General features: G+C 42.7%; 12 protein-coding genes and 1 other annotated feature. Of the genes, 9 read left to right on the forward strand and 3 right to left on the reverse strand.

What is annotated here, in order from left to right:
- Positions 1-105: 105 nt before the first annotated feature.
- From LJD61_RS17485 to LJD61_RS17510, 6 genes are all read left to right on the forward strand, one after another.
- Entirely contained in the window at positions 106-1,089 is a 984-nt protein-coding gene (locus tag LJD61_RS17485; RefSeq protein ID WP_408615796.1) for a PTS transporter subunit IIC, read from the forward strand.
- Positions 1,090-1,313: 224 nt separating this feature from the next.
- Positions 1,314-4,124, forward strand: a complete 2,811-nt coding sequence (locus LJD61_RS17490) for a UPF0182 family membrane protein (RefSeq protein ID WP_255228848.1) — start codon at positions 1,314-1,316, stop codon at positions 4,122-4,124.
- Positions 4,125-4,306: 182 nt separating this feature from the next.
- Entirely contained in the window at positions 4,307-6,100 is a 1,794-nt protein-coding gene (locus tag LJD61_RS17495) for a hypothetical protein (protein WP_255228849.1), read from the forward strand.
- 193 nt (positions 6,101-6,293) lie between these two features.
- Positions 6,294-6,488: a binding site (T-box leader), on the forward strand.
- Positions 6,489-6,658: 170 nt separating this feature from the next.
- Entirely contained in the window at positions 6,659-7,729 is a 1,071-nt protein-coding gene (locus LJD61_RS17500; protein WP_255228850.1) for a pyridoxal-phosphate-dependent aminotransferase family protein, read from the forward strand.
- A 182-nt stretch (positions 7,730-7,911) separates the two neighbouring features.
- A complete protein-coding gene (locus LJD61_RS17505) occupies positions 7,912-8,853 on the forward strand; it encodes a D-2-hydroxyacid dehydrogenase (RefSeq protein WP_255228851.1) in 942 nt (313 codons plus the stop codon).
- Positions 8,831-10,078, forward strand: a complete 1,248-nt coding sequence (locus LJD61_RS17510) for a DUF1015 domain-containing protein (RefSeq protein ID WP_255228852.1) — start codon at positions 8,831-8,833, stop codon at positions 10,076-10,078. The genes LJD61_RS17505 and LJD61_RS17510 overlap by 23 nt, the downstream gene beginning before the upstream one ends.
- Before the next feature lie 112 nt (positions 10,079-10,190).
- On the opposite strand, the gene LJD61_RS17515 is transcribed toward LJD61_RS17510, so the two are convergent.
- Positions 10,191-11,567: a tyrosine phenol-lyase gene (locus tag LJD61_RS17515; protein ID WP_255228910.1), complete on the reverse strand. Its 1,377-nt coding sequence runs from the start codon at positions 11,565-11,567 to the stop codon at positions 10,191-10,193.
- 143 nt (positions 11,568-11,710) lie between these two features.
- On the opposite strand from LJD61_RS17515, the gene LJD61_RS17520 reads away from it, so the two are divergent.
- Complete coding sequence (locus LJD61_RS17520) at positions 11,711-12,367, forward strand: GntR family transcriptional regulator (protein WP_255228853.1); 657 nt, start codon at positions 11,711-11,713, stop codon at positions 12,365-12,367.
- 99 nt (positions 12,368-12,466) lie between these two features.
- On the opposite strand, the gene LJD61_RS17525 is transcribed toward LJD61_RS17520, so the two are convergent.
- Positions 12,467-13,750 (reverse strand): hypothetical protein, encoded by a 1,284-nt coding sequence (locus LJD61_RS17525; protein WP_255228855.1) that lies wholly within the window; start codon positions 13,748-13,750, stop codon positions 12,467-12,469.
- The gene (locus tag LJD61_RS17530; RefSeq protein WP_255228856.1) at positions 13,737-14,231 is read right to left on the reverse strand and encodes an RNA polymerase sigma factor; all 495 of its coding nucleotides are present in this window, start codon (positions 14,229-14,231) and stop codon (positions 13,737-13,739) included. The genes LJD61_RS17525 and LJD61_RS17530 overlap by 14 nt, the downstream gene beginning before the upstream one ends.
- A 338-nt stretch (positions 14,232-14,569) precedes the next feature.
- On the opposite strand from LJD61_RS17530, the gene LJD61_RS17535 reads away from it, so the two are divergent.
- Positions 14,570-15,268 carry a response regulator transcription factor gene (locus tag LJD61_RS17535; protein WP_255228857.1) on the forward strand — a complete coding sequence of 233 codons (699 nt, stop codon included), beginning with the start codon at positions 14,570-14,572 and terminating at the stop codon, positions 15,266-15,268.
- Positions 15,258-16,826 (forward strand): sensor histidine kinase, encoded by a 1,569-nt coding sequence (locus LJD61_RS17540; protein WP_255228858.1) that lies wholly within the window; start codon positions 15,258-15,260, stop codon positions 16,824-16,826. Before LJD61_RS17535 ends, LJD61_RS17540 begins: the two co-directional genes overlap by 11 nt.
- Positions 16,827-16,985 lie beyond the last annotated feature (159 nt).

Raw genomic sequence — 16,985 nt, forward strand, 5'->3', positions numbered from 1 at the left:
ATTTATATTTACAGGTGACAAGACAGGTGTAAATACATTTGAGGAGGTAAAAAATTGGACAAGAGGTTTTCAATTAAGAGTTATCTTATAGACACATTGGGATCTATGGCTTTGGGTCTCTTTTCATCGCTTATTGTCGGACTTATACTTGATCAAATAGGCTCCAAGCTAGGGATAAGCATACTTGTGGACTTAGGCAGAGTCGCAAAATTTCTCATGGGCCCGGCTATAGGTATTGCTGTGGCGTACGGCAGAAAAGCCCCTGCTTTGGCGGTGTTTTCCTCTGCGGTCACAGGCGCTTTGGGCGCGGGAACAGTATTTTTAAATGCGGCTAATCAATACGGCATAAGGGTAGGAGAGCCTATGGGAGCTTTCATCGCTGCCCTTGTAGGCGTTGAAGTGGGCAAATTGATATCGGGAAAGACCAAGGTGGATATAGTGCTGGTTCCTTCCTCGGTGATCATAGCGGGAGGTATTGCAGGCAAATATATATCGCCTGTAGTATCGGCTATAATGACTGCTCTGGGCAGCATAATAAATACAGCCACTGTAATGAATCCCATACCCATGGGCATATTGGTTTCTGCTATCATGGGCGTTGTATTGACGCTTCCCATAAGCAGTGCGGCATTAGCCATAGCTCTCGGGCTTAAAGGGTTAGCAGCAGGGGCCGCAACCGTGGGCTGCTGCACCCAAATGGTAGGCTTTGCTGTCGCCAGCTACAGGGAAAACAAATTGGGAGGACTCATAGCTCAGGGATTAGGCACGTCCATGCTCCAAATGCCTAATATAATAAGAAATCCTATGATATGGATTCCTCCAACCTTAGCCAGCGCAATATTAGGGCCGCTGTCCACTACTTTGTTCAAGATGGAAAATGTTCCGGAGGGCGCGGGTATGGGGACCAGCGGACTTGTAGGTCAGTTCGGGACTTTTGCTGCCATGTCCGGTACAAACGGCGGGGCAGTGATATTGCTGAAAATATTGATACTTCAGGTATTGCTCCCGGCTGCCCTGACTCTCATCATATCGGAGTTCATGAGAAAGAAAGGATATATCAAAAACGGAGATATGAAGCTGGATCTATAGAGCTCAGGATTCAGAACTCAGAGCTCAGAGATTACAGGGAACACGGATTTTCACAGAGGGTATTATTTTAGAGTTACAGGTGAGACTTATGCTCGTCATTGGGAGGATAAACGACCAAGAGTCGTTATCAGTTATGACAACAGCACTAAAACCATTTGAATATTTTGGCTTATGATTGTATAATTTACTTACATAAGCCATATTCTTTTTTTGGAGGGATAACGATGAAAGGTAAAGGGACTTGGAAGCTCAAGGGCCTTGCAATAATATTAATCTTGTTGGTTATGGTTATTGCCGTATTCGCAACTTTGTCCGGTTATTTGATCGATTTTCAGTGGTTTGGAGAGCTAGGCTTCAGAGAAGTATTTTTTAAAAAGCTCTTCACTCAGATTAAATTTTTTATACCTTCCTTGATAGTTAACTTCGCTTTATTTTATGTATTCATGAAATCTATCAACGCACATTCAATAAAGAGGAGCGGGGCAATACTATCGGCTCAGGAAAGCAAAACAAGGAACAGGGTATTCATCATTGTTTCAGGCCTGATTTCCGTCATATTTTCCATAGCCTTTGTTACAGAGGTATGGTACGATTTTCTGATATTTATCAATAAAACGCCATTTAATATAAAAGATCCGATTTTTGGATACGATATCGGCTTTTATATATTTACGCTGCCTTTCTTGAATAAGCTCTACGGATTTTTGCTGGGCATTATAGCATTCTTTGCCATAATAACCTTAGTATTCAATGCCATATTGCTGGTTTCTCCGAAACAGCAGGATGTAGGCATAGAAGATGGTTTTAATGTCCGCCGAATAAAGAGTGTGTCCTATAAGGATGTATTGAGTGCAGCCTGGAAGCAGCTATCCTTCTTGGGAGGGATATTTTTTCTGCTGCTGGCTTTCGGTTTTTATCTCAGAAGCTTCGAATTATTGTATTCTACCAATGGTATAGCCTTTGGAGCAGGTTATACCGATATTCGTGTGAGATTGCCTTTCTACTATGTATATATTGCTGTTTCAATTATAACCGCAATATCTTTTATGATTTCATATAAAGGTAAGAAGCCTAAGCTGGCCATATTCGGCCCCCTTATCCTTGTTGCGGCAATATTATTATCCGGAGTTGTATCCACAGCCGTACAGAACCTTATAGTGACTCCAAACGAGTCGGCAAAGGAAGAGAAATATATTCAGCATAATATAGATTACACTAATTATGCTTATGGGCTTGACAAGGTGGAGGAAAAAGAGTTTGGGGTAGCTCAAAACCTTGTGAGACAAGACATTGAAGAAAACAGGGTCACGATAGATAATATTCCTGTAAATGATTATAAACCGGCAAAGGATATATATAATCAGATTCAGGGCTTGAAGAGCTATTATCAGTTCAATGATATAGATATAGACAGGTATATGATCAATGGCACCTATAGACAGGTTTTCATATCCTCCAGAGAGCTGCAAAGCGCCAATATACCGAAGCAGGAGGTAGGAAACACTGCATCCTGGATTAACAGATATCTAAAATACACCCATGGGTACGGTGTGGCAATGTCACCTGTAAACGAAGTAACTCCTTCGGGTCAGCCAAGGCTCTTTGTCAGAGATATGCCGGTGACTTCTGAGGTGAATATAAAGGTTGAGAGACCGCAGATATACTTTGGGGAGCTGACAAAGGATTTTGTGATTGTAAATACGAGAGAAAAGGAATTTGACTATCCTGCAAGCAATGCCAATGTAGAAACCCTATATGAAGGCACCGGAGGCATAAGGCTTACGCTGCCGAATAGGATCATGCTGGCGCTGACTCAGGGCAAGATGAACTTTTTGCTTTCCCAGGACATAAACTCTCAAAGCAAAATTTTGCTCCACAGAGAGATAATCGAAAGAGTAAAAAAGATAGCGCCTTTTCTGGCTTATGACGAGGACCCATATATAGTAGTAAGCGAAGGCAAGCTATATTGGATTATTGATGCATTTACTCTAAGCAGCAAATATCCTTATTCTCAATCCATAAACAAAAATACCAGCACCAATTATATAAGGAACTCTGTAAAGGTTATAGTAGATGCTTATAACGGAAGCGTAGAGTTTTACGTTGCTGATGAGGATGACCCGATAATAAGCACTTATGCCAAGGTGTTCAGAACCATGTTTAAGCCACTGAGCGGCATGCCCGGTGATTTAAAAGCACATTTGAGATATCCTCAGACCTTGTTTGATATACAGACGGATATTTACAGCAAATATCATATAAAAGATGCCAGAGAATTCTATAATAAAAGCGATATATGGGATATATCGACACAGATATACGGCCCAAGCAGCGGAAGCAGTGAAAGCCAGCCGGTTGAGTCTTCGTACCTGATCATGAAGCTTCCCGACTCAGATAAGGAAGAATTCATACTTATGGTGCCCTATACACCTCAGGGAAAGAATAATATGACAGCTTGGTTTGCCGTGAAAAATGACGGGGAAAGCTACGGGCAGCTTAAGCTCTATACCTTCCCTTCGGGTAAGATCGTAGAAGGGCCTATGCAGGTGGAAGGCATAATAAGCCAGGATGTAGCCATAGGCAATGCTATTAATTTGCTCCAATCCGGCGGCAATTCCCAGGTTATCAGGGGCAATATGCTCATCATTCCGATAGAGGATTCAATACTATATGTTGAGCCTGTATATTTGAGGGCCAGCAATGCCAGCGCATTGCCCGAGCTCAAGAAGGTTATAGTATTTTACAGAAATCAAGTAGTCATGGAAGATAGTTTGGAAAAATCTCTCGCCCGGATATTCCCGCTGCCAAAGGAAGAAGAGCCTAACGTACCGGAGAAGCCTCAAACACCGCCGGCAAACCAGCCAACCGCAGAAGCTGATACGGTTGCAGAGCTTATAATCCTGGCCAATGATACCTTCAATCAGGCTCAGGAAGCCATGAAGGCAGGCAATTGGGCCCTATACGGCGAGAAGATAAACGAGCTCCAGGGCATACTCCAGAAGCTGAACACCTTAGGCGCTGCACCAGCCCAGTGATAAGGCACGGCAGAAGGGGATAAATGGAACAAATAATCGATAAAATCAGTCTAATTGGAAATAGGAATAATTAAAGTTAACCGGGGACATACTGCAATCACAAATATGCGCATTTTGCAGCTATGGGCCCCTGTTCCTTGAATGGGATTTCATTCAGTGTTAAAAAGGGGGAGTGAGAGATATTGAAGAGGTTGACGGCAATAATTTTAGCTGCTGTATTATTAACCGGCTGCAGCAAGGGCATAGAAACCGGTCCCGGCAGCAATGAACCGGAAAATCCATTAAAGCCCTTCGAGATAGTCATGGCCGTTGGGAACAGAGAAATATCCTTGAAGGAGAAGCAGGAGGGGACTTTTGACAACCCATTTCAGCTTGATTTCTGGTTTGACGGCAAGCTGAATATAAAGGACGAGGACCTGGAAAAGTATCTGGTAGTTTCATCCGGGGAGGTGAAGCCTCAGACAAGCATTATACATAGCGACAAGATTGATACGACGAGAATAACTGCTGAATTCAATGAGACTGGGAACCTTCCCGATGAGATAAAAATAACTTTGAAAGCAGGAATCATTGATGATAAAGGTAAAAAACTCGCTGAGGATATTAGCCTGTCTTTAAAAAGAGAGAAGCAGGTGAATGCATACATAAGGCTGAAAAATGACCCTACCATAAGCTCTGATTCCGGGTTTGACTTTAACTCCTATACTTTGGATGAGAAGGATAAGGATTTTGAAGTCACCTTCAATTATCCGATGAACAGAAAAAGTGTAGAAGAGGCTTTTTTAGACGGCTTTAGGTATGTGCCGGAAGAATTCACGGCAAAGGTGTCAATAGCTTGGAAGGATGACAGCAATCTTACAGTTCATTTTTCCGATATGCAGGTCGGACAATCCTACCCTATAAGCTTTAATGGTGCAAAGACAGCAACGGGTGAGGAATATAAGGAAATTGAAATGAATAAAGCTTTCGGATTCCTTGTGCAAGAGGCACAAGAGATATCAAAGATAGATGCCAAAGGCAATATTGCCGGAGATATGCCCATCGGGGATGAAATCCTTGAGCTGGAGGAAGTAGCGCCGGACGGGAAATATGCTTTTGGATATAGGATTATAGATACTGGGGGAGATTTCTTCCCTGTAAGGCCCGTCTTGCTGGAGCTTTTGAACAACGGTGTCAAGAAGCATTTTTTGAGAGGCATTGATAATATGGAAAGCATAATATTCGGATGTAAATGGATGCCGGACGGCAAAAGCTTTCTCATATACAACAGCAAAAGCATATGGCTCTATACCCTTGAAGAAGTGCTGCAAGGCAAGCCGGGCAAGCTTATATTCGGATATGCCGCTGATAAAATGGACTATATAATAGGAGCGGAAATATCCCCTGACGGAAGCATGATCGGGGTGTTCAAATCCGAATATAAGGATTTTGAGGATGAGGACAGCAAGCTGGTAGACCTTTATTATATCGATCTGGAGGGCAAGACTATAGAAAAGCTGGAGGATATTTTCTACCACAACAGCAGCGACGGTTTTCCAATCCCATTGAAATACTCATGGAAGGATAATGATATCATTATATCGGAAGGGTACAGCCAGAAAAATGACGAAGCAAATATATACAGTATCAGCTTAAAAGAAAAAAAGACAGCGGTGATAGCTGCTAAAGCTTCCAATCCAAGCCTTTTGAATGATGACATCATGATAATAAGAAAGGTAGAATATGATAAAGATAACGGATATATGGCATATGGAGACGGGAATATAATAAATTTGAAAAATAACAACATAGAGGATGTAATACAAGGGAATCTTACTTATTCTGTCTATGGACTGGGCAACGCTATAATAGCTTATGAATTGTATGAAGATGATTTCACTATTTATATATATGACAGAGTCCAGCAAAAAGTAATAAAGAAGCACCAGGGAATGATATTTGGTGCAGATTCGGATTATTTTTATATATTGAGATAGGCACGCAATAAAAATAGCCCCGGGGGTAGGGCTATTTTTATTGTTTCATCTTTTGTATTTTAGGAGCTTCATCTATCGTGCTAGATAGATTTTACCCATTAAGCAATGGATTTATTCATCACAATCTTTTTTAAAAATTATCGATTTGCCTATTGCATTTTTAAAAAAGTGAGTGTATAATAATTCGAAATAGGTAAAACTGGTGACAGGGAAAATGATAAATACTTAGTTGAGAGAGCCTGCGTCTGGTGCAAGCAGGTCTGAGATTTTATCTTATCCACCCTGGAGGGATTGCGAGGAGCAAAACGGGGGCAGCCGTTACACTGCATAGAGAGGATCACTAGATCAATTTGGGTGGTAACGCGGAAGCAAGTCTTTCGTCCCTTTATGGGATGAAGGGCTTTTTTTAATGTGGGATTTTATGTCCTGGGCCTGTATGTATGTCAAAATACTCAAAAGATCTATTGGTTAATTTGGGTGGCAACACGGAAGAAGAGTCTTTCGTCCCTTTGTGGATGAAAGACTTTTATTTTTTATTTTAAAAAGGGAGGCAGAAAAATGCACAAAAAACTATTTATTCCGGGTCCTATTGATGTAAAGCAGGATGTGCTGGAGCAAATGACAAGGCCTATGATAGGGCACAGGTCAAAGGAGGCTTCTATCCTTCAGAGGAGTATAAGTGAAAAGCTCCAAGAAGTTTTTTATACAAAGGAGCAAATCCTTCTTTCCACTTCTTCAGGCTCCGGGCTGATGGAAGGGGCAATCAGATCATGTACAAGGAAAAAAGCGGCTGTATTTTCTGTAGGAGCTTTCGGAGACCGGTGGTACAAGATGGCGGTGTCCAACAATGTGCCGGCAGACAAATTTACCGTTGAACCGGGAGAAGCCACTAAACCGGAGATGGTGGATGAAGTTCTTGGAACCGGGAAGTATGATTTGATCACGATTACGCATAATGAAACCTCTACAGGGGTTATGAATCCGGTGGAAGAGATTTCAAAGGTGATGAAAAAATATCCGGAAGTCATCTGGTGCCTGGATGCGGTGAGTTCTATGGCAGGAACAAAGATTGAGGTAGATAAGCTAGGTGTAGATATATGCATCACTTCAACTCAAAAATGCTTCGGGATGCCTCCGGGAATGGCCGTAGCATCTATGTCCAAGAAGGCTGTAGAAGCGGCAAAGCAGGTAAAATACAGGGGTGTATATTTAGATCTTCTGGAGCTTTATGAATACATTCAGAAAAAGGATTATCAATACCCGTCCACACCGGCTATACCTATAATGTATGCCATGGATTACCAGCTGGATAAGATTTTGTCTGAGGGACTCGAAAACAGATTTGCCAGGCATTTAGAGATGGCTCAATATGTAAGGGCCTGGGCTAAGAAGAATTTTGAGATTTTTCCCAGAGAAGAGTATACCTCAAATACACTGACCACCATAAAAAATACTAAAGAAATTGACGTATCCTTATTGAATAAGGAGCTAGGAAAACGGGGATATGCAATATCCAACGGCTATGGGAATTTAAAGGAGAAGACCTTCAGGATCTCTCATATGGGGGATTACACCTTGGATGATGTAAAGGGCCTGATACAAGAGATAGATGATATTTTAGGCAAATAGGGGAAACGGGGAGGACGGAAAACACGGATTAACACGGAATTATGCACGGATTTTCACGGAGGGGGTTAGTTAAGTTTTAAACTCCAGTGAATGAAGTCTCGTTCAAGGTTACAAAAAAGACCTATGAGGAATCCCCTAATCTAGAGGCTGATCCAAGATTGATAAAGAGAGGAGAAAGGATAATGTTAAGAATATTGATAGCGGATGGAATGGAAAAAGCAGCTGTAGAAAAGCTGAAAGATATGAAGTTTGAAGTAGTGGAACAATATTATGGACAGGAAGAGCTCATGGAAAAAATCAAAGCTTTTGATGTTTTGGTAGTGCGCTCAGCCACCAAGGTCAGAAAGCCTGTGATAGATGCTGCCTGTGAGACAGGCAGATTAAGGCTCGTTATCCGCGGCGGAGTGGGGGTTGATAATATAGATGTGGATTATGCAAGGGCTAAGGGCATCATCGTAAGGAACACCCCCAATGCAAGCAGCTCATCTGTGGCTGAATTGGTAATAGGGCATATGTTCAACCTGGCCAGATTTATTCACAACTCAAATGTTACCATGAGGCAGGGAAAATGGAACAAAAAAGCCTATGAAGGGATTGAGATCTTTGGCAAGACAATAGGCGTCATCGGCTTTGGAAGGATAGGCAGAGAAACGGCAAGAAAAGTAAAGGCCCTGGGAATGAATGTGGTGTATACTGATATTGCAGGAGAAATAAATGGATTCCCCGAATATAAATATCTGCCTATGGACGACTTGCTGGCTGTTTCGGATTTTATTACCCTTCACGTTCCTTACAGCGGAGAAAGGGCAGTTATAGGCAGAGAAGAGATAGGCAAGATGAAGGATGGAGCATATATAATAAATTGCGCCAGGGGAGGAGTCGTGGATGAAGGAGCCCTGATAGAAGCTCTCGACTCCGACAAGCTGGCGGGGGCGGCGATGGATGTGTTCGTGGAGGAGCCGGCAAAGAACTGCCCGCTGTGCAGCCATGACAAGGTATCCTGCACCCCTCATATAGGTGCATCCACCATGGAAGCTCAGGAGAGGATCGGAGAGGAAATAGTAAATATAATTTTGGATTTTGTGCAGGAGGGTGAATTGAATGGCTGCGCTGAAAGCCTTTAGGGCAATAAGGCCGGTACCCGGGCTTGCTTCGAGGGTAGCGGCGCTGCCCTATGATGTCATGAACAGTGAAGAAGCCCGGAGAATGGTGGAAGGAAACCCTTATTCATTCCTTCATGTAGACAAAGCGGAGGTAGATCTTGATCCATCCGTAGATATCCATGATAAAAGAGTATATGATAAAGCGAGAGAAAATCTTGAAGCTATGAGGGAAAAGGGCTGGCTGAAAAAAGATGAAAAGGAAAGCTTATATATATATAAGCAGGTAATGGATGGTCATGAGCAGGTCGGCCTGGTGGGCTGTGTTTCTGCAGATGATTATATGAATAACAGGATAAAGAAGCATGAAAACACGAGAAAAGATAAGGAGCAAGATAGAATAAGCCATGTGAAGCATTGCAATGCAAACACGGGCCCAATATTTCTGATGTATAGGGCTCAAGAAGAAATCTCTGAAATGATAGGTAGATGGATGAAGGGAAATGCGCCTATATATGACTTTGTCTCAGAGGACGCCATAGAGCATGCGGTTTGGGTCCTAGATGATTATGAGATCATAAAATCCCTAATATCTCTGTTCAGCGGCTTAGACAGCCTTTATATCGCAGACGGCCATCACAGAGCCGCATCCGCCGTGGAAGTGGCCAAGATGAAAAGAAGAGAAAACCCCGATTATAAAGGGGATGAAGAGTTCAATTATTTCCTGGCAGTTTTGTTCCCTCACAATGAGCTGAGGATAATGGATTATAACAGAGTTGTGAAGGATTTGAACGGGTATACGGCCGAGAACTTCATGGAAAAGGTCAATGAAAAATTTATAGTGGAAAAATTCTCCGGCAAAGGTCAGTATAAGCCTGATGAGAAGCATACTTTTGGTATGTATTTTGATAATAAGTGGTATAAGCTGACTGCCAAGAAAGGGACCTATAATCCCCATGATGCAGTAGGCAGCCTAGATGTGTCCATACTCCAGGATAATCTTTTGAATCCGATACTGGGCATTACAGACCCGAGAACAGATGACAGAATTGATTTTGTAGGCGGAATAAGAGGATTGGAGGAATTGGAAAAGAGGGCAGCGGAAGGTATGGCTATTGCCTTTTCATTGTATCCGACCTCTATAGAGGACTTGATGGCTATTGCAGACGCAGGGGAAATCATGCCCCCCAAGTCCACCTGGTTCGAGCCCAAGCTGAGAAGCGGACTTTTCATACATGATTTGGATTAAAACAGCAGAATACATCAAAATACCCCGAATTATTATAATTGGATTTATAATAATTCGGGGTATAATAATTACAACTGCTTTACCATCGTTTTTCCAGCAAGTCAGGCATATATTAATCGGCTATATCAAATCTGGCATTGAAGAATCTGAGCATTGGCGGCTCATATGTGAATTTCAAGCCCTTAATCTTGCCTCTGTCCTTATATAGCTTGATGCAAGCATCAGCAACAATATCCATGTGCGCATAGGTGTAAACACGGCGCGGAATGGTAAGCCTTACCAGCTCAAGCTTTGGCTTATGGTTTTCGCCTGTTTCAATATTACGGCCTGCAGAGATTATGCCTCTTTCCATTGAACGAACTCCTGACTCAATGTACAGATGTGCAGCCAGTGATTGCGCAGGGAACTTTTCCTGAGGAATATGGGGCAGGAATAGCTTGGCATCAAGGAACACAGCATGTCCCCCAATAGGCTGTACCACTGGTACGCCGGCAGCTATCAATTTATCTCCAAAATATTCTACTTGTTTTATTCTATGCTCGATATAACCTTCGTCTACCGATTCTGTGATACCAATGGCCATAGCCTCCATATCACGGCCTGCAAGGCCGCCGTATGACGGCATGCCTTCATATACAACGACTAGTTCTCTTGCCCTTGTATACATATCATCATCATTCATGCACAGGAAGCCGCCGATATTAACAAGGCAGTCCTTTTTACCGGACATGGTGCAGCCGTCTGCATAGCTCATCATCTCTTTGAGGATGTCTTTGACGAGTACATTTGCATAGCCTTCCTCCCTTGCTTTGATGAAATATGCATTTTCAACACAGCGCGTTGCGTCGAAGAACACTTTGATGCCGTTTTTATGTGCGAGCTCCTTAACTGCCCTCATGTTTGCCATGGAAACAGGCTGGCCGCCGGCAAGATTGACTGTAACTGCAAGACAGATGTATGGTATTTTCTCTGCGCCAACCTCATCAATAAGGGCTTGAAGCTTGTTAAGGTCTATATTGCCCTTGAATGGAAGGTCTTTTTGAGAGTCATGGGCTTCATCGATAATAATATCTCTGAATGCAGCACCGTTTGCCTCCTGATGATATCTTGTGGTTGTGAAATACATGTTGCCTGGCACATAATCTCCCGGCTTTATCATGAGCCTTGACAGCAGGTTTTCGGCTCCACGACCCTGATGAGTAGGAACAATATGCTTGAAGCCATAATATTCTCTGCCTATCTCTTGCAAATGAAGGAAGTTTTTGCTGCCTGCATAGGCCTCGTCGCCGATCATCATACCTGCCCATTGTTTATCAGACATAGCTGTTGTGCCTGAGTCTGTAAGAAGGTCAATGTATGTGTCCTCGCTGTTTATTAGAAATGTGTTGTATCCTGCTTTTTTGCAAACTTCTAATCTTTCTTCTCTGGTCATCGTTTTACATGGCTCTACCACTTTAATTTTAAACGGCTCTGCGGGATAAGTTTTTATGAATAACACCGCTCAAAGCAATATTCAATGCGTGATGTGTCAATACTTTATTTACACGCGTCTGCTAAAGATTTAGAAGTCTTGACAAAATAGGTTTATTTTTATATGATTAAAAAAACGACGGATTAGGGTAAGTGATTGGAATGGCAGAGATTATAAAAAAATCTTTATCTGAGCAGATTTACGATGTGTTAAAAGAGGAGATACTCAATCATCAAATAGGGTTTGGTAAAAGGCTTACGAATCGAGAATTGCAAGAGCGTTTTGGGGTCAGCTCCACTCCTGTCCGTGATGCTATCAACAGGCTTTATCAGGATAATCTGATTGAGGAGATTACAAAGGTAGGAGCTAAGATTATCGACTTCGGCCTGGAAAATGCGATAGAGATCAACGAGCTGATTGGGCTGCTGTGCCGGGATGCCGTGATTCTTTCCGCAAAGAATGGTGATATCGATGAAATATCTGCCTTGCTTGAAGAATCCATCATCAATCAAGAAAGATACATTGATGATGACGAGTACTTATATTATGATTATCTTTTTCACTTGCTATTTTTTGATCACTCAAACAATAGCAAGCTCAGAGAAATATATATAAGGTATAATACTTTACGTTCTATTTTAGTAAAATGTTATTACTCCAATAACACCAGTAAAGCTGAATCGATTATTCAACACAGAAATATACTGGAGCATTATCACGCTGGAAATATAAAAATCGCAGCAGATACGATGAGTGCTCATTTTGAGCATGCAGAAATTCTCATAAAGGAAAATTATGATAAGTATTTTGGCATCTAGTTCAGCATTCATGATAGGGAAAAGGCGCTTCATTTCTAAATAATTATAGAAATGAAGCGCTTTTAGTGATGCTGTAATATGATTTCGTATGAGGCTTCCTTATTTCTTGATCTGCTGCAATATCTGAAACATCTCCTCCGATGTGGCACCCTTGACGTTAATTTCCACCAAGGTATCTCCATACAGCACTCCGAAACGCATCCGGCAGCCAGGTTCATCCCCTGCATCCGAAACCTCATAGGTTCGGGTGCGCACTACATCCAGAGTGAGATCTTCGCTGTGGAAGATGGGATCATTCACCATCTCCCTCAGTCCATCGGGAACCGAATCGGCGCGGGGAATGCGATAGAGTGAAAGATCATAGTTTTGCCTGTCGGTCACAGAGGTGATCCTTGCCTTGTCATCCTCTCCCAGAGCAGAAATGCGCCAGTGAATACTACCCATGCCCTTTACCCATAGGGCACTGAGGTAATTCTGCTTCTGATTGATAAAACGCATGGCGGACTCGAAGGCAAATCCGGACGGCATACTCGCAGGCATATACGGCCCGAAGTCAGCGTCGGCACGGGCCTCATTCAAGTCAAGAGCATCTTCGCGCAGCTCAGGTATTGTGGGATTATCAAATGCGCTGAGGTCGGCTGCGCCTCCTTTAATGAGAAGGCCAATAAGCCCAGAGATTTCCTTTTGAAGCTCTTCCTTTTTCGTTTCTGCTCCGCCAAGCTCCACATAGTAGTCCAAGTTAGCGATCTTGAAGGAAGCAAAATATATGATGTTTCGTTGGCCCTTGCTATTCGGTTTGGTCTCAAAATACCCTGCAGTGACCGCTGTGCCGAGGACATCGGAAATTTTAACCCGGCCATTCAGCACATAGTCAAGCAAGACCTTTCCGGGAGCGGCCTGGATATAAGACGCGCAGCCGTTTACTGACACCGCATTGGCCTCAATGTTGAGCAGCGTTCCATCGCCCTGAAAATTGGCTGTGGCTGTAACGGCATACGTATCCGTCAAGCCGGGGAAGACCTTTTTAAGTTCATCGGAGGTCAGCTCCTGCCAGAAATGACCTGAAATATAGGCACTATCCGCAGAACGCAGGCTGTCGGCTTTATTGAAAATAAGCGCGTATTTGCCGGCTTCTCCGGGTAATGGTGCGGACACACCGGGTTGTGAAACAGACGGAGTATTCCCCGGTGTATTGCTTTGCATTAGCTGCGGTATTGCCACCGCTCCCAATAAAATTACGGCGAGGCAGGCAAAGGCCGTGGCATAACGCCTGATCATAGCTGGGCGGCGTGCGGGCCTGGCATTGGCAGTATGTGATATGAGCCTGTGGTGGAGTGTATCCGAAACTGAGATATTGTCCATATATTGATTATATGCTTTCATAAATATTGTCCTCCTTTAAGACGGACTTGAGCTTTTGCCGGGCTCGGGTGAGCAGGCTACGAACAGTGCTTTCCTTTTGCCCGGTCAGCCCGGCAATTTCTTTTACAGAATAACCCTCGTAGTAGAACAGATGGATGACGGCACGATATTTGGGCGGCAAAGACAGAATGTGCTCCAGCAGCTCATGCTGCTCCGGCTCGGCAGCAGGATAGGAAGCCAGAAGCGGTTCCCTGCGTTTTCGCCAGGGTGAGCGAAGGCGGCTGTTGCATAGATTTACCGTTACCCTGATGAGCCACGCCTTCTCGTGATTATCTGTCTGAAATTCCGGAGCCTTCTCATAGGCACGCAAAAACGCCTCCTGCACCACATCTTCGGCATCGGATATATTTCCCATAATAGCGAGCGCCGTGCGGTAGAGCTTATTCTCGTGCTTTATTACAAACGCCTCGAAGTCCTCCGGCCGACAGGACTTATATGCCATTCGCTCCACCTCCTTTACCTTATATACGCTTTATACGGTGAAAAGGCTGCAAAGTATTCGGAAAAAATTTATATCATTCGCCCGCCATATCAAAACAAATATTTTTCAAGAATCCTTATCAACGATGGCCGAAGCGGCAGGAAGATTTTTTATGCAGCAATTTGGACAGCATCGGTGGTATTATATAATTAAGGTAATATTCATAGGGCTCATGCGTAGTTAAAGCCTTAAGAAAATCTTAAGAATTTGCGGAAGATTTTATTAAGAAATTTAATATATAATGAAGAGCAATTGTTGTAAAAAATATATTATTGATAGATACGGCGGTGGATAGTATTATGACGGATAAAGAAACTGTGCTCATTGTTGACGATGAAAAGGAGATCAGCGATTTAATCGGAATATACCTGAAGAATGAGGGCTATGCTGTTCTGAAAGCCTCTGACGGTCTGGAGGCCCTTGAGGTTTTGAAGAAAAGTGAAGTTCATCTGATCATCCTTGATATTATGATGCCCAAAATGGATGGAATTCAGGCATGCATGAGGATAAGGGAAGAAAAAAACATGCCTATAATCATGCTGTCTGCCAAGAGCCAGGATATGGATAAGATCATGGGGCTCAGTACCGGCGCCGATGATTATGTAACAAAGCCTTTTAACCCTTTGGAGCTTATCGCCCGCGTCAAATCCCAGCTAAGGCGGTACACAAGGCTTAATATACCCAACGAGAAGAAAAAGGATGAAATTGATATCGGCAATCTCAGCATAAATGTTGCTACTCATGAGGTTATCGTAGATGGCAAAGAGGTGAAGCTGACCCCCAGGGAATTTGATATTCTTGAATTGCTTGCCAGAAATAAAGGCATTGTATTCAGCATAGAAAAAATATTTGAAAGCGTTTGGAAAGAAGATTATTATGAATCGGATAATACGGTCATGGTTCATATCAGAAAAATAAGAGAAAAGATTGAAATGAATCCGAGAAAGCCGCAATATATAAAAACGGTATGGGGGGTAGGCTATAAATTTGAAAATTAGATTTTCATTGTTTTGGCTGGTAAAACCATTGATCTGGTTGATGAAGCCAGTATTTTGGCTGATGAAAAAGCTGTTTTGGCCGATAAAACAATTATCCGGGCCTTTAAAAAAGGCTTCTCGAGCGATTCGCAGCAGAATAGAGGCCAGCATCCGCATGCAGATGATTCTGACTTTTACTATTTGTCTTTTATTATCTATGCTGATAAGTTCTGTTACGTCTGCTTTTTTAGCCGACTATACAAAAAAGGCGCGCATAGAATATACTCGGGGCCAATACCAGATCGATGAAGCTGCCAGGTATATTGCGGAGCGGTTGGCTGAAGACCCGTCTCTCCGGTCGGATGATAAAACTGTTCAGGAAATCATTGATGATACCGTTGGAGAGCATAACTATAAAATAATAATTGCAGATGTGGACGGTAAAGTGCTTTACAAATCAAAAAATGCCCAAGAAACTCAGATAGATCTATACAGCCTTATTAAAAAAGTAATGGGCCCTGCGGCTGTGCAGGATAATAGGGGGCAACCATTGGAGTATTCCAGTTTCTATCCGTCCCAGGTAGATCAAACAGAGGTTTATGTCATAGGCACCGGAGTACCTGAAGCAAATATAGTTTACAGGAGCAATGTAGACTTGCTGGTAATGCTGGCAGCTGTTATAGTCTTTGTCGGTGTATTTGGCATTTCATTTCAGATGCTCACAAGGAAAAAGATGAAATATATTGAGGAGCTTGCGGCCGGGCTTCGGGTCATATCTACCGGCAACCTTGACTTCAGGGTAGTAAGCAAGGGGTCAGATGAACTGGCTTCTTTTGCCGACAATATAAACAGCATGGCAGAAGAGCTCAAATGCAAAATAGAGGAAGAACGCAAAGCAGAGAAAACTAAAAATGAACTGATCACCAACATATCACATGATCTGAGAACCCCGCTTACCTCCATTATGGGGTATTTAAAGCTGGTCGGCGATAAAAAATATGAAGATGACAAGCAGCTGGAGGATTATATCAATATAGCATATGGAAAGTCTGAAAAGCTTAAGACATTGATCGATGATCTTTTTGAATACACTAAGATATCTAACCAGGGTATAAGGCTGAATATCACTGATGTGAATATCAACGAGTTGATGGAACAGTTGATTGAGGAGCTGGTTCCCGCCGGCGAAGAAAATGGATTGGAATTTGTAAAGCAAATTCCCCATGAAAAAATGATTGTGCGCGTTGATGCGGATTTAATAGCCAGAGTTTTTGAAAACCTTCTGATGAATGCTGTAAGATACTCTTATAAGCCTGGGAAGATATTGGTAAGGATATACCGCCAGCAGGATAAAGCTTTGTTGTGCATAGAAAATAATGGGGATCCAATACCATTAGAAGAACTGCCCAATCTTTTCAACCGGTTCTACCGGCTGGAGAAGTCCAGATCTTCAGGCACAGGAGGCTCGGGACTCGGCCTTGCTATTGCTAAAAATATAGTGGATCTTCATCATGGCGATATCTGGGCTGAGTGTGAAGAAAACAGGATAAAATTTTTTGTAGGTCTGCCCTTGGGGTAGATTTTATATATAACGCATTAAATATTCTACATAGCTGTTATGCTGTAAAATCTTTTTCACGTTATATATAGATAAGTAAAATAAGCCAGTTATATGGCTTATTTTTTATGCATTAAATGTGCATGTTGGTAAAGAAACAAAATTGTAAGACAATGTTAA

It is taken from the genome of Lutispora saccharofermentans, assembly GCF_024363565.1.
In the GTDB taxonomy this organism is placed as follows: Bacteria; Bacillota; Clostridia; order Lutisporales; family Lutisporaceae; genus Lutispora; species Lutispora saccharofermentans.